We start from the raw sequence: 16,939 nt of genomic DNA on the forward strand, positions 1-16,939 counted from the left end.
AGGGAGGATTTATGGTCAGCAAAACAAATGAACAAGCATTAGAAGCGGCAATTGAAAAAGCGCTTACAGGAACCTGTTTAGAAGAGTTAAAAGCCGGTGTGGGCGAAGTAAAACCAGACTTTGGCAATAAGTTCTACAAAATCGGTCAACCGTCTGATTTTGATATGCACTATGCACTCGATACCAAGTTGTTCTGGCAATTTTTAGAAACTACACAAGAACAAGAGTTGGAAAAGCTTAAGCGAACCAGCCCTCATGACTGGCAGCGTAAGGTGCTTGAACGTTTTGATAGGCTGATCAAAAAACACGGTGTATTGCATTTATTGAAAAAAGGCTTAAATGTCGATGATGCCTTTTTCAATCTGATGTACCCAGCACCTCTAGCTAGTAGTAGCGAGAAAGTGAAGGAAAACTTTGCTGCTAACATTTTTAGCGTGACTCGCCAGCTACGTTACTCCAAAGCCAATCCGCTACAAGAGATTGATATGGTGCTGTTTATTAATGGCATCCCATTAATCACTTTAGAGCTTAAAAACCATTGGACGGGGCAAACCGCCCGTTATCACGGCCAAAAACAGTATCGTAACGACAGAGATACTAGCCAACCGTTATTGCAGTTTGGCCGTTGTTTAGTTCATATGGCCGTCGATACCGACGAAGTGTATATGACCACTAAGCTTGCTGGCAAAAGCACCTTCTTTTTACCGTTCAACAAAGGTAATAACCATGGCCAAGGTAATCCGCCAAATATGTTTGGCCATAAAACCAGTTATCTTTGGGAAGAAGTATTCACTAAGGAAAGTCTGGCCAATATCATTCAGCACTTTGTTCGCTTAGATGGCTCTAGCAAAGACGATTTGAAAAAACGAACACTGTTTTTCCCTCGTTATCATCAAATGGATGTAGTTCGCAAACTGGTTAACCATGTGGCGACTCATGGTGTTGGCCAAACTTATTTGATTCAACATTCGGCAGGCTCTGGTAAGTCTAACTCGATCACTTGGGCTGCGTATCAGCTAATAGAGACTTACCCGTTAGCGGCTGATATCCCTGGTAGCAAAGGAATCGACCAACCACTGTTTGATTCGGTGATTGTAGTAACTGACAGAAAGCTATTAGACAAACAACTTAGGGATAACATTAAAGAGTTTTCTGAAATTAAGAATATCATTGCGCCTGCATTTAAATCATCAGAGCTAAAATCAGCATTGGAGAATGGTAAGAAGATCATTATTACCACTATCCAAAAATTCCCATACATTATTGATGGCATAGCGGATTTAAGTGATAAGCGTTTTGCCGTCATTATTGATGAAGCTCACAGTTCACAATCGGGCTCTGCCCACGACAATATGAACCGAGCTATGGGCAAATCTGAGGTAGAGGAAGCCGACGATGCACAGGATAAGATCTTAGCGGCCATGCGCTCACGTAAAATGCGTGGCAATGCCTCTTATTTAGCCTTTACCGCAACGCCAAAAAACACCACCTTGGAGAAATTCGGCCAACAACAAGCGGACGGTTCTTTTAAGCCATTTCACTTGTACTCAATGAAACAAGCCATTGAAGAAGGCTTTATTCTTGATGTTATTGCCAACTACACAACCTATAAAAGCTATTATGAGATTGAGAAATCGATCCAAGAAAACCCTGAATTCGATAGCAAAAAGGCGCAAAAACGCTTACGTGCCTATGTAGAAACGAGTCAGCAAACAATAGATACCAAAGCCGAGATCATGTTGGAGCATTTTATTCCGCATGTGGTGAATACCAAAAAGTTGAAAGGCAAAGCTAAAGGTATGGTGGTAACGCAAAACATTGAAACGGCTATTCGTTACTACAAAGCCATCACTCGTTTGCTTGAAAAACAAGGGAATCCATTTAAAGCGATTATTGCCTTCTCTGGCGCAAAAGAAGTGGATGGCATCGAGTATACCGAAGCACAGATGAACGGTTTTGCGGATACTGAAACCAAGGATAAGTTTGATACCGACGAATACCGTTTACTCATTGTGGCAAACAAGTATCTAACTGGTTTTGATCAACCCAAACTCAGTGCTATGTATGTTGATAAAAAGTTGACCAGCGTTTTGTGTGTGCAAACTCTGTCTCGCTTGAATCGCTCAGCACCTAAACTGGGTAAGAAAACCGAAGACTTGTTTGTGCTTGATTTCTTTAACAGTGTCGATGATATCAAGGCTTCATTTGACCCCTTCTACACCTCAACCACTTTATCTGAAGCGACCGATGTTAACGTACTACATGAGCTCAAAGATGAAATGGATGATATGGCGGTGTATGAATGGCATGAAGTAGAAGAGTTTGTCACTCGCTATTTTAACAATGAGGATGCGCAAGCACTAAGCCCTATCATCGATGTTGCCGCTAATCGTTTTAACGTTGAGTTAGAACTTGATGACAACGATAAAATCGACTTTAAAGTAAAAGCCAAACAGTTTGTGAAAATATACGGCCAAATGGCTTCTATTATGCCTTTCGAGATTGTCGCATGGGAAAAACTGTTCTGGTTCTTGAAGTTCTTAATACCAAAACTCGTTGTTCGTGACCCGAACTCAGATGAGCTTGATGAACTTTTAAATTCAGTGGATTTAAGCACTTATGGCTTAGAGCGTGTGAAGCTTAATCATGGCATTGACTTAGATGATTCGGAAACTGAGCTTGATCCGCAGAACCCTAATCCTCGTGGCGGTCATGGTGGTGAAGAAGAAACCGATCCGCTTGATGACATTATCAAAAACTTTAATGAACGTTGGTTTCAGGGCTGGAGCGCTACGGCAGAAGAACAAAAAGTGAAGTTTATTAATATTGCCGAAGGCATCAAAAAGCACCCAGACTTTGAAGCTAAGTATCGAGATAACCCAGATCCACATAATCGAACATTAGCGTTTGAGAAAATGCTTAAGGAAGTCATGCTTACAAGGCGTAAAGACGAGCTAGAGCTTTACAAGCTGTTCGCTAATGACTCAGCGTTTAAGGCGGCGTGGACTCAGAGCTTGCAAAATTCAATAGGATTATAATTGCTAAAAACGAAGACAACATTTAAGGCTAAACTTTCAATAAGTTAAGCCTTCTTAGCTGTATAGCCGAAAAGAGATTGTCTTCGTTTTAATTACCTCAAATCATCATTAACAATACTGCCCACAGGCAAAACCGCAGCTCCATGCGTACTGGAAGTTATACCCGCCCAGCCAGCCGGTGACGTCGGTGACTTCACCGATGAAGTACAGGCCTGGGGCTTTTTTCGCTTCAAAGGTTTTTGAGCTAAGCTCGTCGGTGTCTACGCCGCCCAGAGTTACCTCTGCGGTGCGATAACCCTCAGTGCCATTGGGTTTGATTTGCCAGTTGTGCAAATAGTCATGCAACGCGGCAATTTGGCCATGTGTGAGCTGATTGATATTGGCATCAGGAATGGCCTTGGTGTCGTGCAGCATTTCCACAAAGCGTTTAGGTAAAATAGTAGCCAAGGCATTTTTTAATGACTTCTGTGCGCTTTGCTGACGTTGCTGCTCCAGCCACTCGGTGATATCTAGCGTGGGGAGTAAGTTAATACTTACTGCCTGCCCTGCTCGCCAAAATGAACTGATCTGCAAAATGGCCGGACCCGATAAGCCGCGGTGAGTAAAGAGAATATTCTCACGAAATTGGGTGCCGCATTCGCTTGTCACCAGGCAATCGACGCTGATGCCAGAGAGGCCATCAAAACGGTCTTTATCATGCTGGTGCAAAGTAAAGGGCACTAAGGCGGCCATGGTTGGCAACACCTTTAAGCCGAACTGCTCGGCAATTTTATAACCGATTGGCGTGGCGCCGAGTTTTGGCATGGTGAGGCCACCGGATGCCACCACCAGAGATTCACATTCATAGGTATGGGTGCTGGTTATGACTATGTAGCCTTGCTCGGTTTTTTCCACGCTGATGACTTCGCTGCGCAATTGCACGCTTACGCCCGCCCATTCACATTCGGTCATCAGAATATCGACTATGTCTTGGGCACTGTTATCACAGAATAATTGACCAAGAGTTTTGTGGTGGTATTGCAAGCCGTGGCGGTCGACCAGGTCGATAAAATCACGTTGGGTGTAACGGCTTAAGCATGATTTTACGAAGTGCGGATTAGCGCAGAGATAATTTTCGGGGCTGGCGTTTTCATTGGTGAAGTTACAACGGCCACCGCCGCTGATCAGTATTTTACGGCCGGGCTTTTTACCCATATCGACCACCACTACATCGCGGCCACGATAACCCGCTTGCGCTGCACACATTAAACCAGCAGCACCGGCACCAATAATCACCACATCTTTTTTTATCACAGCATCACCCCTAGAAAAACCGCCGCCATTCTATCAAGCCAGGGCCGACAAAGATATTTGCTAATTAACGGCTAGCCTGGCCGCGCGATAAAAAGCGCCAAAATGCCCCATTAGTAATTGCAACCAAGGCAACAATAGAACAAGAATTGGCCAGCAAAAACCAATACAAAAGAACTAGCAAAATTAAAAATGAAAATACTAAAAGGTTAATTTTAAACGTATATACGGCCAGATATAACAACTTGCCCCCTTTTGTTCCCAAAAGTTATTATAAAAATATTAACAAATAATTTACCATCCTCGTCGACGTGTACCATTTGGGTACGAAATAAAAATAAATGGGGACTCTTATGACAACTAGAAAAACACTCCTCGCGCTAGCAATCCCGATGGCTCTTAGCTCATCGGCCCTATACGCGAATAACATTCAAGAAATGGCGGCGCCGCAACAGGCAACACTGGCGCAAACTCAGGCCAAGCTACAAGGCCAATCGCCATTAACCACGCGCTTTATCATCAAGTACAAAAACAACCCAGAGCTAGGCAGCAGTGTTGAGAACATGTTTGGTAACCTACCGGGTAATGGCAAGGAACGTGCGAAGAAGTTTGTGAATGGCTTTAAAGCCAATCGTGGTCAGGCTCGCGCTCAATACGTGCGAGAAATGGCGCTGCAAAATCACCACGTGATCCGTGCAGATAAGAAGTTATCGGCGCAAGAAGCGCATCAGTTCATGCAAGACATGGTTGCCAGCGGCGAAGTGGAATACATAGAAATCGACCAGATGTTAAAGCCGTTCGCTACACCTAACGACCCGCGCTACAGCGATCAGTGGCACTATTATGAAGCGGCTGCAGGCATTAACGCACCAGCGGCGTGGGACTTTGCAACCGGTGCCGGTGTAACCGTGGCCGTGCTTGATACGGGTTACCGCCCGCACGCCGACTTAAACGCCAATATCCTCCCTGGTTATGACATGATCTCCGACACCTTTGTTGCCAACGATGGCGGCGGTCGTGATAGCAATGCTCAGGATCCGGGTGATGCCATTACCGCAAACGAGTGTGGTTACACACACGGTGCACAAGGTTCAAGCTGGCACGGCACCCACGTAGCGGGCACGGTAGCGGCCGTTGCCAACAATGGCGAAGGGGTAACGGGTGTTGCCTACGACGCCAAAGTTGTGCCGGTTCGTGTACTGGGTAAATGTGGCGGTTTAACATCAGATATCGCCGATGCCATTGTATGGGCATCAGGTGGTTCGGTATCGGGCGTACCAGCTAACGCTAATCCAGCGGATGTGATCAACATGAGTCTGGGTGGTCAGGGCTCATGTAGCTCTACTACGCAAAATGCCATCAATCAGGCACGCGCCAACGGCACCGCGATTGTTATCGCCGCCGGTAACGACAACGATAACTCGGCCAACTACAACCCGGGTAACTGTAGCGGCGTAATCAACGTGGCCTCGGTGGGCCGTAACGGTGGTCGTGCCTACTACTCAAACTATGGTTCAAACATAGATGTTGCGGCACCGGGTGGCGCACAAAGCTACGCTAACGACTCTGAAGGTATCTTGTCTACCCACAACTCGGGCTCAACCTCACCTTCAAGCGACAGCTACCACTACTCGCAAGGCACCTCTATGGCGGCACCTCATGTTGCGGGTGTGGCGGCACTTATCAAACAAGCTAAACCCACGGCGACACCGGATGAAATCGAAAGCATACTAAAATCGACCACCAAGGGCTTTAGCGCAAGCTGTAACAACTGTGGCACAGGTATTGTTGATGCGGCGGCTGCGGTTGCTCAGGCAAGCGGCGGTACAACACCACCACCAAGCGGTGGCAATGAGCTGACTGCTGGCACGGCAGAAACCGGTTTAAGCGGCGCAGCAGGCTCTGAAACAACTTACACCATGACGGTACCTTCGGGCGCCACTAACGTGACCTTCACCACCAGCGGTGGCAGCGGCGACCTGGACATGTATGTTAAGGCAGGCAGCGCGCCAACCACATCAAGCTATGATTGCCGACCGTACCAAAACGGTAACAACGAAACCTGTAGCATAGACAACCCAACGGCGGGCACCTACTACGTGATGCTGCGCGGTTACAGCGCCTACAGCAATGCATCGCTATTGGGTGAGCTAACCACCTCAGGTGGTGGCACGGGCACAGGTGGTGGCGGTAGCGTTTCCGATATTTCAGTCTCGACGGGTCAGTGGAAACACTACACATTAGAAGTGCCTGCGGGTATGAGCACCTTGGATGTAAATATCTCAGGTGGTACAGGTGATGCCGACCTATTTGTTCGCTTTGGCGCACAACCTACGGCCAGCAGCTATGACTGTCGTCCTTATAAAGGCGGCAACAACGAAAGCTGTAGCTTTAGCAACCCACAAGCAGGTACCTGGCATATTAGCCTTAATGCCTACCAGAGTTTCTCTGGTGTGACATTAAACGCACAATATAACCCTTAGTATTCTCTCCTAAACAGCAAAAAGGCCACTTGATGTGGCCTTTTTTATGCGAGCAAAACTAACCCTAATTACAGGTTCGCCAGTACATGCTCGGCTTTAGATACTTCAAACTGCTTGTCTTCTTCTACAAACAGCTGGGTAACCACGCCATTGTCTACCACCATGGCATAGCGTGTTGAACGCACGCCACCGAAGTCACCCGTGTCTTTATCCAGCCCCAGGGCCTTGGTAAAGCTGGCATCGCCATCGGCCAGCATGCGAATACGCTCAGCATTCTGGCTTTCACCCCAGGCTTTCATTACAAAGGCATCGTTGACCGACACACACATGACTTCGTCAACGCCTTTTGCTGCAAACTCTTCGCGCAGCACAACAAAGCCTGGCAAATGCGCCGCCGAGCAGGTCGGTGTAAAAGCGCCGGGTACGGCAAACAGTACCACTTTTTTATTGGCGAACAACTCATCGGTAGTGAAATGGTTCAGCCCTTGCTCGCCTAGTTGTGTCAGGCTAGCGGCTGGAATTTTTTGACCTTGGGCAATCATAATGACTTCCTTTTTTATAAATCAGGATAGATCTTGGGCCATTATCACGCTTTTAAACCCAGACTGGTGCGAATTGTCTGCATTTGTTGCTGCAAGCTGTGATAAATGCTTTTCACCTTGCTGTCTGAGCTTTCGATTTGCGTCTGCATTGCCTGCATCGAAGACTCAAACTCACTTAGCATTTCCTGCTGGCGCTGGGCGTAATCCGTGGCCTGTGCCGCTACTTCATTGGCCTGGGCGGCACTTTGCGATACGTCTTCGGCGGTGCGTTTAAGCTCCTGGGCGTTATCCGTTTGCGTTTGTGCCTGGGCTGCCAGCTCGCCAATGTTTTGCGATACCCGTTGCGAATGACCACTGAGTTCGCCCAATTGGGCATGAATATCACCCAGCGACTGTTGTGTTTGCTGCGCCAGTTTACGCACCTCATCGGCGACCACGGCAAAGCCACGGCCATGCTCGCCGGCTCGCGCCGACTCTATAGCGGCGTTAAGCGCCAAAAGGTTAGTTTGCTCAGCAATATTGTTGATCACATCCAACACCTTAGACACATCGTCCACACCGGCCAGTAACTGACGCAAACTCTGCATGCCATCGTCGATGCGCTGCTCCGTGGTTGCCGAGGCATGCAACATGGCCTCTGCAAAACTTACGCTTTGCGCCATAGACGCATGGGTCAGCTGGGCATTGGCTGCCACCTGGGCATTAACGCTGTTAACGTCATCACCCAGATGCTGCACCTGAGTCAACAGGCTTTGGCTGTGTCCGGCCAGGGCCGTGCTTTGCTCCGCGCCCTGACTGATGTGCTCAAGGTTATCACTCATTTCCACCATAAACTCGTTGATCACCTGCAGCATTTGTTGTCGCGCCTGGGCTTGTGCCTGCTGGCGTTGCAATAACTGATTAAAATAGGCGGCGATCTCCCCCACCTCGGTGTGAGCATTTTTACTGATAATGGGTGCTGGTTCATTGCTCTCAAGCAAATCGGCAAAGCCATCACGAAGCTGACGCAAGGGGTTCAGCACCTGAGAGCGCTGTAACAAATACACGGCCACAGCCAACAACAAGAGACCGCCAATCGCCGCCCCAAAGAAGAAAAGCACGCGGGTTTTCACCACTTCCTGCTCGGCTAACAGCTGTTGCTCAGCTGCCACTACCACATCGGCAATGGCCGCCACTTCGGCGCGTAACTGCTGCATACCTTGCTGGCGCGTTTGCCCCTGCTCCAGGGTGCCTTGTAAATCACGAGGAAAGCGTTTCGGCCAGGAGCGAATTTCTGCTTTTATTTCATCGGCCAGGTCTTCAGGTTCGGCGTCGACGAACAACTCGTCTTCATCAACCTCGCTCATCACTCCCAGATTATCCAGAGCCTCTATGTCTGCGGCCAAGGTGTTGAGCTGTGTTAGCGCCTGATTGACGTTTGCTTCTTTTTCCCGGCTGTAATCCTGATACAGAGCCTGTGTGGCCAGGCTCAAAGTCAACACGCCCTGATAATAATCACCGGCCAAAGCGATATACTCGGTGGCCAAGGCACGCTTATCGGCATCAGCCTGACGAGCATAATTAAGCAAAGAGTTAGCCGAGCCGGCCATTTGTCGCAAGGCGTTGTCCAACAGTGCACTGCTGTTACCTGATAGTTTGCCCAGGGCGCGATAATCCCCTTCTATACCTTGAACCAACTGGGTTAATAGCGGCGCTAACTGCTGCTCCAAGCCAGGAGATAAACCGGGGAGTTGCTCCGTTTGCATGCACTTTAAACGCTGCTCGGCATCGAGCAGGTACTGGGCATCGCCGGCACTTAGGTAGTCTTCAATGTCCGCACTTAGGGCAATGGTGATATCGTTTTTGAGTGAGCCATATTGCTTGCTTTGCCGCTCAAGGTTTTGCAGGGTTGAAAACGCCCACCACAGGGTTGCTACCAGCATTAAACTGGCCAAGGAAAGCAGTAACGCGAGCAATCGCGTAAAGGTAGAGACGCGCATGTCTATCTCTTAGGTCGATATGAATGCGCGTAGAATATTAACTATTTATGACAAGGATATGAAAAGAATAACAAAACCCCATTATTACCCAAGGCAGAAACAAGCTATTTCATGGCCGCATTTACATACACATCGAAGCGGTTTTTCTTGGTTTTGATCTGGGTGCTTGGGGTGCGTTCATTTAAAAATGGCGCATAATCCGGGCGCTTAACCACCACCCTTTTGCTCGCCAGTTGCAGCGCTGGCGTCAGCAGATCATCGGCATCGCCGTCATCGCCCACCAGGGATTGGAACACCCGCATTTCCTTTTTAACCAAGGCGGATTTTTCCCGATGCGGAAACATAGGGTCGAGGTACACCACGTCGACCTCACCTTCAAAAAGAGGTTGCTGCTCTAACAGCACATGGCTGCTACCATGATGCAGCTGCATACGCTCCTTCATCCAGGGGCCGATTTCCGCATTCAGATAAGCGCGTTCCAAGCCATCATACAGCAGGGCTGCTACCACGGGGTGGCGTTCAAACAAGGTGACCTTGCAGCCGAGCGAAGCCAGCACAAAGGCATCTCGGCCAAGTCCGGCGGTGGCGTCGAGCACATGGGGCGTGGCGCCCTTATTCAGACCTACGGCCTTGGCAATGGCCTGCCCCTTGCCGCCACCAAATTTACGGCGGTGCGCCGCAGCGCCTTCGACAAAGTCGACACGAATAGGTGTGAGCTTGGGCTCGTCACGCTTACATAAGGCCAATCCCAACTCATCGTATTGCAGGTAAAATTGCTCATCGAGTGGACATTCGTCCAACTTAAAGCGCTGGCTTAGGGTATCGCAATAGGCTTGCGCGGTATCGATACGGCAATAGATGTGCACGACTTTCTCCGTGGAAATGGCTGTTGAGGGGGTATGATATCAGGATTTTCAGCCGCACCCTTCACTTAAATACAGTAAAAGATGCGGCTAAATATTTGGCTACGCCATTGGGGTGCTTTTGGCAAAACCTTAAGCAGCAATGCCACTGTGACGCAGCAGCGCATCCACGCTTGGCGCACGGCCACGGAAACGCTCAAACAACACCGCTGGCTCTTCCGAGCCGCCCTGCTCAAGGATATGAGTTAAGAAGGCACGGCCGGTGTCGGCGTTAAAGATACCCTCTTCCTCAAATTTAGAGAAGGCATCAGCGGAGAGCACTTCCGCCCATTTGTAAGAGTAGTAACCGGCGCTGTAGCCACCGGCAAAAATATGGCTAAAGCTATGCTGGAAGCGATTAAAGCTTGGCGCCTTAATAACCGAAACCTGGGCGCGCACCTGATCGAGAATGGCCTGAATTTCACTGCCCTTGCTGGGGTCGTAATCCGCATGAATATGAAAATCAAACAGTGAGAACTCAAGCTGGCGCACCATCTGCATCGCCGACTGATAATTCTTCGCCGCCAATAGTTTATCCAGCAGCTCTTTCGGCAAAGGCTCATGTGTTTGATAATGGCCCGAGATAAAGGCCAGCGCCTCTTGCTCGTAACACCAGTTCTCTAAAAACTGACTTGGCAGCTCCACCGCATCCCAGGCGACACCGTTAATACCGGCAACGGCGGCGGCATCGACCTGAGTCAGCATATGGTGCAGACCATGGCCAAATTCATGGAACAGGGTAACCACTTCGTCATGGGTAAACAGCGCCGGCTTATCGCCCACCGGACGGTTAAAGTTACACACCAAGTAGGCCACTGGAGTTTGCAATTGTCCGCCTAAACGCACCTTGCGGCCCATGCAGTCGTCCATCCAGGCGCCGCCACGTTTGTGCTCGCGGGCGTAGAGGTCGAGGTAGAAGCGACCACGCAGGGTATCGCTGCTGTCGTAAATCTCGAAAAAGCGTACGTCTTTATGATAGGTATCAAATTCTTTTTGCTCTTCAACACGAATGGCAAACAGCTTTTCAACGGTTTTAAACAAGCCGCTCAGAACTCTGTCTTCGGGGAAATAAGGACGCAGTTGCTCGTCGCTGATGGCGTATTTTTCCTGCTTTAGCTTCTCGCTGTAATAAGCATAGTCCCAGGCTTCCAGCGCCGTCACTCCGTGAGTTTGCTCGGCATAAGTGCGCAGCTCTTCTAAGTCTTGTTGCGCCTGTGGCTTGGACTTGGCGGCCAGGTCGTTAAGGAAACCGAAGACCTGCTCCGTTGAGTCGGCCATCTTGGTTGCCAGCGATTTTTCCGCGTAATTGTTAAAGCCCAACAACTGCGCCAGTTCATGACGTAATTTAAGCTCTTCGTCCATAATGGCGCTGTTGTCATATTCGCCGGCGTTAGGGCCCTGATCCGAGGCGCGGGTAACAAAGGCAGTATAGGCTTCTTCACGTAGTTCGCGGTTATCCGCATGGGTCATGATCGGCAGGTACGAGGGAATATCCAGGGTAAACAACCAGCCTTCTAATTCTTTACTTTGGGCGGTGTGTGCTGCCAGGTCTTTTGCCGACTCGGGCAAACCGGCCAGCTCACTTTCATCTGTGATATGCTTTTGCCAGGCCAAGGTGGCATCCATTACATTGTTGCCGAACTTGGCGCTGAGCTCACTCAGGCGACTGACGATTTCGCCATAGCGCTTTTTATCCTCGTCATTCAAGGCAATGCCCGAGAGTTTAAAGTCGCGCAGGGCGTTATCTATCACCTTCTTTTGCGCCTTGCTTAGGCGAGTGTATTCATCGCTGTTGGCCAGCGCCTTGTAAGCATCGAACAGACCCTGATGCTGACCCACAAAGGTGCTGTATTCGCTGAGCAGCGGCAATACCGCATCGTACGCTTCACGCAGCTCAGGGGTGTTTACTACCGAGTGCATATGAGAGACGGGTGAAAACAGTCGGCTCAGTTTGTCATCGGCCTCTTCCAGAGGCATCACCAGACCTTGCCAGGTAAAATCTTGCGTTTCAAGAACCTGAGCTATGGTGTCTTTACATTCTTTGATGCCATGCTCGACGGCTGGTTGCACATGCTCGGGCTTAATTGTTGAAAACGGCGGTAAGCCTTCGAGATCGATCAAGGGGTTGGTCATAACTGAATCTCATAATACGATTAATACCTACATTCTTGGGGCGATACGGCAAAATACAAGTGCAGATCAGCGCCTTCATTTCTGCTATGGTATGGTAAACCAAATATGGCAGTAAAAGTTCATAGGAATAAACAACATGTCTCAACACTTTGATTATATTTGCATCGGTGGCGGCAGTGGCGGTATTGCCTCGGCTAACCGTGCCGCCATGCGCGGTGCCAAGGTAGCCCTGATTGAAGCCGCTCACCTGGGCGGCACCTGCGTAAACGTGGGCTGCGTACCGAAAAAAGTAATGTGGCACGGCGCCCAGATTGCCGAAGCCATTAAACTCTACGCGCCAGATTATGGCTTTGATGTTGAGCTAAAAGACTTTAACTGGCAAAAACTGGTGGAAAGCCGCGAAGCCTATATTGGCCGCATCCACCAGGGCTATAACAAATACCTGGCTAGCAATGGCGTGACCGTAATCAACGGCTTTGCCAAGTTTGTCGATAACAAAACCGTAGAAGTGAATGGCGAGCACTACAGCGCCGACCATATTCTGGTAGCCGTGGGTGGTCGCCCGACCATTCCTAATATTCCCGGCGCCGAGTATGGCATCGACTCGAACGGCTTCTTTGAATTAAACGAGCAGCCAAAACGCGTTGCCGTTGTTGGCGCCGGCTATATTGCCGTGGAAATCGCCGGTGTATTAAATAGTTTGGGCACTGAGACTCACCTCTTTGTACGTCGCCATGCGCCACTGCGCTCATTTGACGGCATGCTGGTTGACACACTAGTCGAGGTAATGAAAAAAGAAGGCCCGACCCTGCACACCGAGTGCTCACCGAAAGAGGTGGTGAAAGAAGCAGATGGCAGCCTGACCCTGCACTTTGAAAATGGTCACAGCCAAAATGTCGACCAGGTGATCTGGGCCATTGGCCGTACGCCAACCACGGATGCCATCAATATTGCTGCGGCGGGCGTGGAAGTGACCGAGTCTGGTTATGTGAAAGTCGACGAATATCAAAACACCACGGCCCAAGGCGTGTATGCGGTGGGTGATATTATCGAAGGCGGCATCGAGCTGACGCCAGTGGCGGTTAAGGCCGGTCGTATTCTTTCCGAGCGTTTGTTTAACGACGAGCTGCCGAATGATATGAAGATGGACTATAGCCTGGTTCCTACCGTGGTCTTTAGCCACCCGCCCATCGGCACCATAGGCTTAAGCGAAGAGCAGGCCATTGCCGAGCACGGCGAAGAAAATATCAAGGTGTACACCTCAAACTTTGCCGCCATGTATACGGCGGTGACCCAGCACCGCCAGCCTTGTGCCATGAAGCTGGTGTGCCTGGGCAAGGAAGAGAAGATCATCGGCCTGCACGGCATAGGTTTTGCCGTGGACGAGATGATCCAGGGCTTTGCCGTAGCGATGAAGATGGGCGCAACCAAGGCCGACTTTGATGCGGTTGTGGCGATACACCCAACAGGCTCTGAAGAATTTGTTACTATGTAAATTTCTCTCTGGAAAAGTGAAACTTTACATTTGCTAACTCTGGAAAACGAACTAAGCTGATCAATTAACGTACATTTTTGGTCAGCTTTTTTATGCTCACAATAGTTCAATCAGATGATTTTAAAACTGAGATCCAAACTCCTTTTTGCAAAGCAAAATCAAGCATTCAGCTAAAAGGCTTTCCAACTTTTTATGAAGATGGTGAATACGTCATGCCAATAAATCTTTGGATGAATCACCTCATTAACGTTAAGCGCGCGAAAAACATTAATTCAAACGTTCGTGCCATAAGTCGGTATTGGCGTTTTTTAAAAAGTCATGAACTCTCTTGGAAAGACTTTCCGACCATAAAGTCCAATAAGCCAACATACCTCTTTAGAAACCAAGACCTGTTAGCAGCAGTGAAAGCCGGTGAGCTAAATAGTTCAACCGCAGCGGTTTACATGAACCACATTATAAAATTTTACGAGTGGGCATATTACGAAGGGCTAATTCAGTTTTCTAAAGAGAATAAACCTTTTGAGGTGGAGTTTGTTAGTGTCAAAACTACTGGAATGTTGGCACATATCAATCGTAATTACGTAGTAAGGAGCTCTGATTTGCGGATCAGAGTACCAAGGCGTACACCAGAGCAAAGTTTAAACCCACTCACCGAAGATGAAGTAAAACTATATTCTCGCGCACTCAAAGAGCAATCTATTGAATTTCAAATCCATCAGCTACTACAACTCATGTGCGGCCTGCGTATTGAAGAGGCCTGCACTTTCCCTGCAAGCCTAGTTAAAAGGAGTAACTCAGATACATATCACGTTCAAGTCAGCATAGGACCACACAATGGAGTGCATACTAAATTTGGTTCTGTCAGAACCATCGAAGTGCCAACTGTACTAATGAACAAAATGTATCGTTACCTGATTAGTGAAAGGCGCCAGAAAAGAGAGTGCAAAGCTGAGAAACCAATTGCTGAATTACTTATTACTAACCGAGGCAAACCGTATACTCCCAACGCAATACAGCGTCATTTCAACTTAGCTCGCGGTCACATTCGAAATGAACTCAATGCGCATTTTCAGCACAGAACACATGATTTACGCGCAACCTACGGTACCTTTCGCCTTGCGTCACTCTTGGATGAGAAGGTTGGATTATCACCCTTTGATGCCATGTCATTGATCATGGGCTGGATGGGGCATAAAGATGAAAAAACAACGTGGCGGTACCTGAACTTTATAAACCGAAGGAAAGCATCTATACGCGCCATTTGCTTTTTAGACCAAATAATGAATTCGGTTATTAATGAGCATGTGACTATCCCATGATTAAAAAGCAAAAGTTAAATATTGACCTCAAACTAAAATTAAATGTCTATGGTAACAAGTTTGTATATCCAGACTTTGAAAGGTTTAGATATAAAGGTGTGCCTAAAGTTTTTGAATTGCGAAAAAGTACTTTGCTGAATCGCGACGTGCAAGTCATCAAATGGTTTCAAGCTTTCAAAGCAAATACCGAGTACACTGACCCAACTTTGAGTTCACTTTTTAGAGTGTTTACAAAGTACGTAAGCATCTGTGACAGCATTCCTGTAAATCCTGAATCAAAGGAAGGTATCAGCGTATTTGAAGCATCCCTAGTCCACAATGTCAGAATTGGCGCTAAAAGTTCTAATTCAGCTAAGCGTGAATTGAGTAGCCTAAGGACCATAATGAAAATGCTTGACCACCCTGTTGATGAGTGGTTTTCTAAGTTCAAACTATTTCGTAGCCAAATAAATCCAACTCAAGCATACTCAGAGCCTGAGTTGAAAAAGCTAATTAAAATACTACAAGAGCTATATTTTCAGCTTTCAAAGCAAATTCAAACCTCACCTAAAAAACACATTCGAGCGGGAAAGCGTGAAAAATATGCTAACTTCTCATTCAATAACATTGATGTACCAGTACATGGTGCCATTACCAAATGTTACTGTGCAGCCTATTTCTTACTTGCTTATTACACTTGGGCTAATGCCAGTACAATAAGGGATATGGATATACCTAAAGCTTCTCAAAAGAAAGGACAGCAAGGAAAATGGTTTGTGCAAACAACGCTAAAAAAGAGAGCAAATAAGTTTGTTACCATTGAACTCGGCGATAATCTCAGTGCTGACATTCCAAAACACGCGCTTAATTTTATCAATGATCTAATTACCCTAACACGCACATTGTTTCCGACCTCTAACAAGTTGCTGCATCAATGCATAGATAGAGTAAGTCAACCGCTTTGCCCTTACCATATTCGCTCTAATATGAATTGGCTAATTAATACCTTTGATTTAACTGACGACAATGGCCAAGAGCTTAGGCCAGAAGCTAAGCGTTTTAGAGCCACAGGTTCTGCAAATTACTTGGCGCTTACAGGGAATTCACTCGAAACATCAATGTTACTTAATAACACGCCTGACGTAGTACGAAAACACTATAGCAGAGGTAACGAGTCGGAAAATAACGCTCAATTACAAGCTACTGCTAATACATTAGAAAATGCCATCAAATGTGGCGATATAGATAAGGCTCGCGAACAAACTCTTGAGCAAATGAACCTTGAAGTGCTCCCTTACGACGAGTTTGTAAATCGCTATGCTAAGTCTGGGAATGGTCAAAAGACACCTTTAGGCACAGGATGTAAAGACCCTTTCGACAACCATGGGGATCGTTTTCGGCGAAAAGCCTCTATCGACAGTGTGGATTTGAGCCACCTTGCCTGTGCTGACTTATTGAATTGTTTTTCCTGCCCAAACCAAGTGCTGGTCGAAGAAGTTGATGATATCTGGTGTCTGTTGAGCTTTTACGAAGCGTTAGAGGATGCAAAAGAAGATCACCTCAACATGTCACATTTTAAAAACAATTTTGAGCGAGTGCTCAACAGAATAAAACAAGTACTTTTTAGTATTGACTTGAAAGTGAGAAGACAAGCTGAGAGAAAGTTACATACAGTTGGCCGCCACCCATTTTGGCCCGATACGCTTAATTTAGTTTTGTAAGAGGTGATAATGAGGCCACTACTAGCTACTCCAGAAGAAATCATAAAAGAGAACACCG

At 47.7% G+C, this 16,939-nt stretch carries 10 protein-coding genes; 5 read left to right on the forward strand and 5 right to left on the reverse strand.

The window, feature by feature from the left end; all coding sequences use genetic code 11:
* Positions 1 to 11 precede the first annotated feature (11 nt).
* Positions 12 to 3,038 carry a type I restriction endonuclease subunit R gene (locus WCN91_RS01155; protein ID WP_342675597.1) on the forward strand — a complete coding sequence of 1,009 codons (3,027 nt, stop codon included), beginning with the start codon at positions 12 to 14 and terminating at the stop codon, positions 3,036 to 3,038.
* Between the two features lie 108 nt (positions 3,039 to 3,146).
* Here the strand turns inward: WCN91_RS01155 and WCN91_RS01160 are convergent, their stop codons facing one another.
* A complete protein-coding gene (locus WCN91_RS01160; protein ID WP_342675598.1) occupies positions 3,147 to 4,331 on the reverse strand; it encodes a BaiN/RdsA family NAD(P)/FAD-dependent oxidoreductase in 1,185 nt (394 codons plus the stop codon).
* A gap of 350 nt (positions 4,332 to 4,681) precedes the next feature.
* Between WCN91_RS01160 and WCN91_RS01165 the strand changes: the two genes are divergently transcribed.
* A complete protein-coding gene (locus WCN91_RS01165; RefSeq protein WP_342675599.1) occupies positions 4,682 to 6,811 on the forward strand; it encodes a S8 family peptidase in 2,130 nt (709 codons plus the stop codon).
* Positions 6,812 to 6,879: 68 nt separating this feature from the next.
* Here WCN91_RS01165 and WCN91_RS01170 read toward each other — a convergent pair whose 3' ends face one another.
* From WCN91_RS01170 to prlC, 4 genes are all read right to left on the reverse strand, one after another.
* Complete coding sequence (locus tag WCN91_RS01170) at positions 6,880 to 7,353, reverse strand: peroxiredoxin (RefSeq protein ID WP_342675600.1); 474 nt, start codon at positions 7,351 to 7,353, stop codon at positions 6,880 to 6,882.
* Positions 7,354 to 7,397: 44 nt separating this feature from the next.
* Entirely contained in the window at positions 7,398 to 9,332 is a 1,935-nt protein-coding gene (locus WCN91_RS01175; RefSeq protein WP_342675601.1) for a methyl-accepting chemotaxis protein, read from the reverse strand.
* Between the two features lie 104 nt (positions 9,333 to 9,436).
* Entirely contained in the window at positions 9,437 to 10,198 is a 762-nt protein-coding gene (locus WCN91_RS01180; protein ID WP_342675602.1) for a class I SAM-dependent methyltransferase, read from the reverse strand.
* Between the two features lie 129 nt (positions 10,199 to 10,327).
* Complete coding sequence (gene prlC / locus WCN91_RS01185; protein WP_342675603.1) at positions 10,328 to 12,367, reverse strand: oligopeptidase A; 2,040 nt, start codon at positions 12,365 to 12,367, stop codon at positions 10,328 to 10,330.
* A 136-nt stretch (positions 12,368 to 12,503) separates the two neighbouring features.
* On the opposite strand from prlC, the gene gorA reads away from it, so the two are divergent.
* The 3 genes from gorA (at position 12,504) to WCN91_RS01200 (ending at position 16,881) form a co-directional block, all read left to right on the forward strand.
* Positions 12,504 to 13,862 carry a glutathione-disulfide reductase gene (gorA, locus tag WCN91_RS01190; protein WP_342675604.1) on the forward strand — a complete coding sequence of 453 codons (1,359 nt, stop codon included), beginning with the start codon at positions 12,504 to 12,506 and terminating at the stop codon, positions 13,860 to 13,862.
* A 92-nt stretch (positions 13,863 to 13,954) separates the two neighbouring features.
* A complete protein-coding gene (locus tag WCN91_RS01195) occupies positions 13,955 to 15,181 on the forward strand; it encodes a tyrosine-type recombinase/integrase (RefSeq protein WP_342675605.1) in 1,227 nt (408 codons plus the stop codon).
* Complete coding sequence (locus tag WCN91_RS01200; RefSeq protein WP_342675606.1) at positions 15,178 to 16,881, forward strand: hypothetical protein; 1,704 nt, start codon at positions 15,178 to 15,180, stop codon at positions 16,879 to 16,881. Before WCN91_RS01195 ends, WCN91_RS01200 begins: the two co-directional genes overlap by 4 nt.
* Positions 16,882 to 16,939 lie beyond the last annotated feature (58 nt).

It is taken from the genome of Pseudoalteromonas qingdaonensis, assembly GCF_038739665.1.
Taxonomy (GTDB): domain Bacteria; phylum Pseudomonadota; class Gammaproteobacteria; order Enterobacterales; family Alteromonadaceae; genus Pseudoalteromonas; species Pseudoalteromonas qingdaonensis.

Coding starts and splice junctions, on each gene's coding strand:
- WCN91_RS01155 (WP_342675597.1), top strand. CDS start 12: ATGGTCAGCAAAACAAATGAACAAGCATTAGAAGCGGCAATTGAAAAA.
- WCN91_RS01165 (WP_342675599.1), top strand. CDS start 4,682: ATGACAACTAGAAAAACACTCCTCGCGCTAGCAATCCCGATGGCTCTT.
- WCN91_RS01170 (WP_342675600.1), bottom strand. CDS start 7,353: ATGATTGCCCAAGGTCAAAAAATTCCAGCCGCTAGCCTGACACAACTA.
- WCN91_RS01175 (WP_342675601.1), bottom strand. CDS start 9,332: ATGCGCGTCTCTACCTTTACGCGATTGCTCGCGTTACTGCTTTCCTTG.
- prlC (WP_342675603.1), bottom strand. CDS start 12,367: ATGACCAACCCCTTGATCGATCTCGAAGGCTTACCGCCGTTTTCAACA.
- gorA (WP_342675604.1), top strand. CDS start 12,504: ATGTCTCAACACTTTGATTATATTTGCATCGGTGGCGGCAGTGGCGGT.
- WCN91_RS01195 (WP_342675605.1), top strand. CDS start 13,955: ATGCTCACAATAGTTCAATCAGATGATTTTAAAACTGAGATCCAAACT.
- WCN91_RS01200 (WP_342675606.1), top strand. CDS start 15,178: ATGATTAAAAAGCAAAAGTTAAATATTGACCTCAAACTAAAATTAAAT.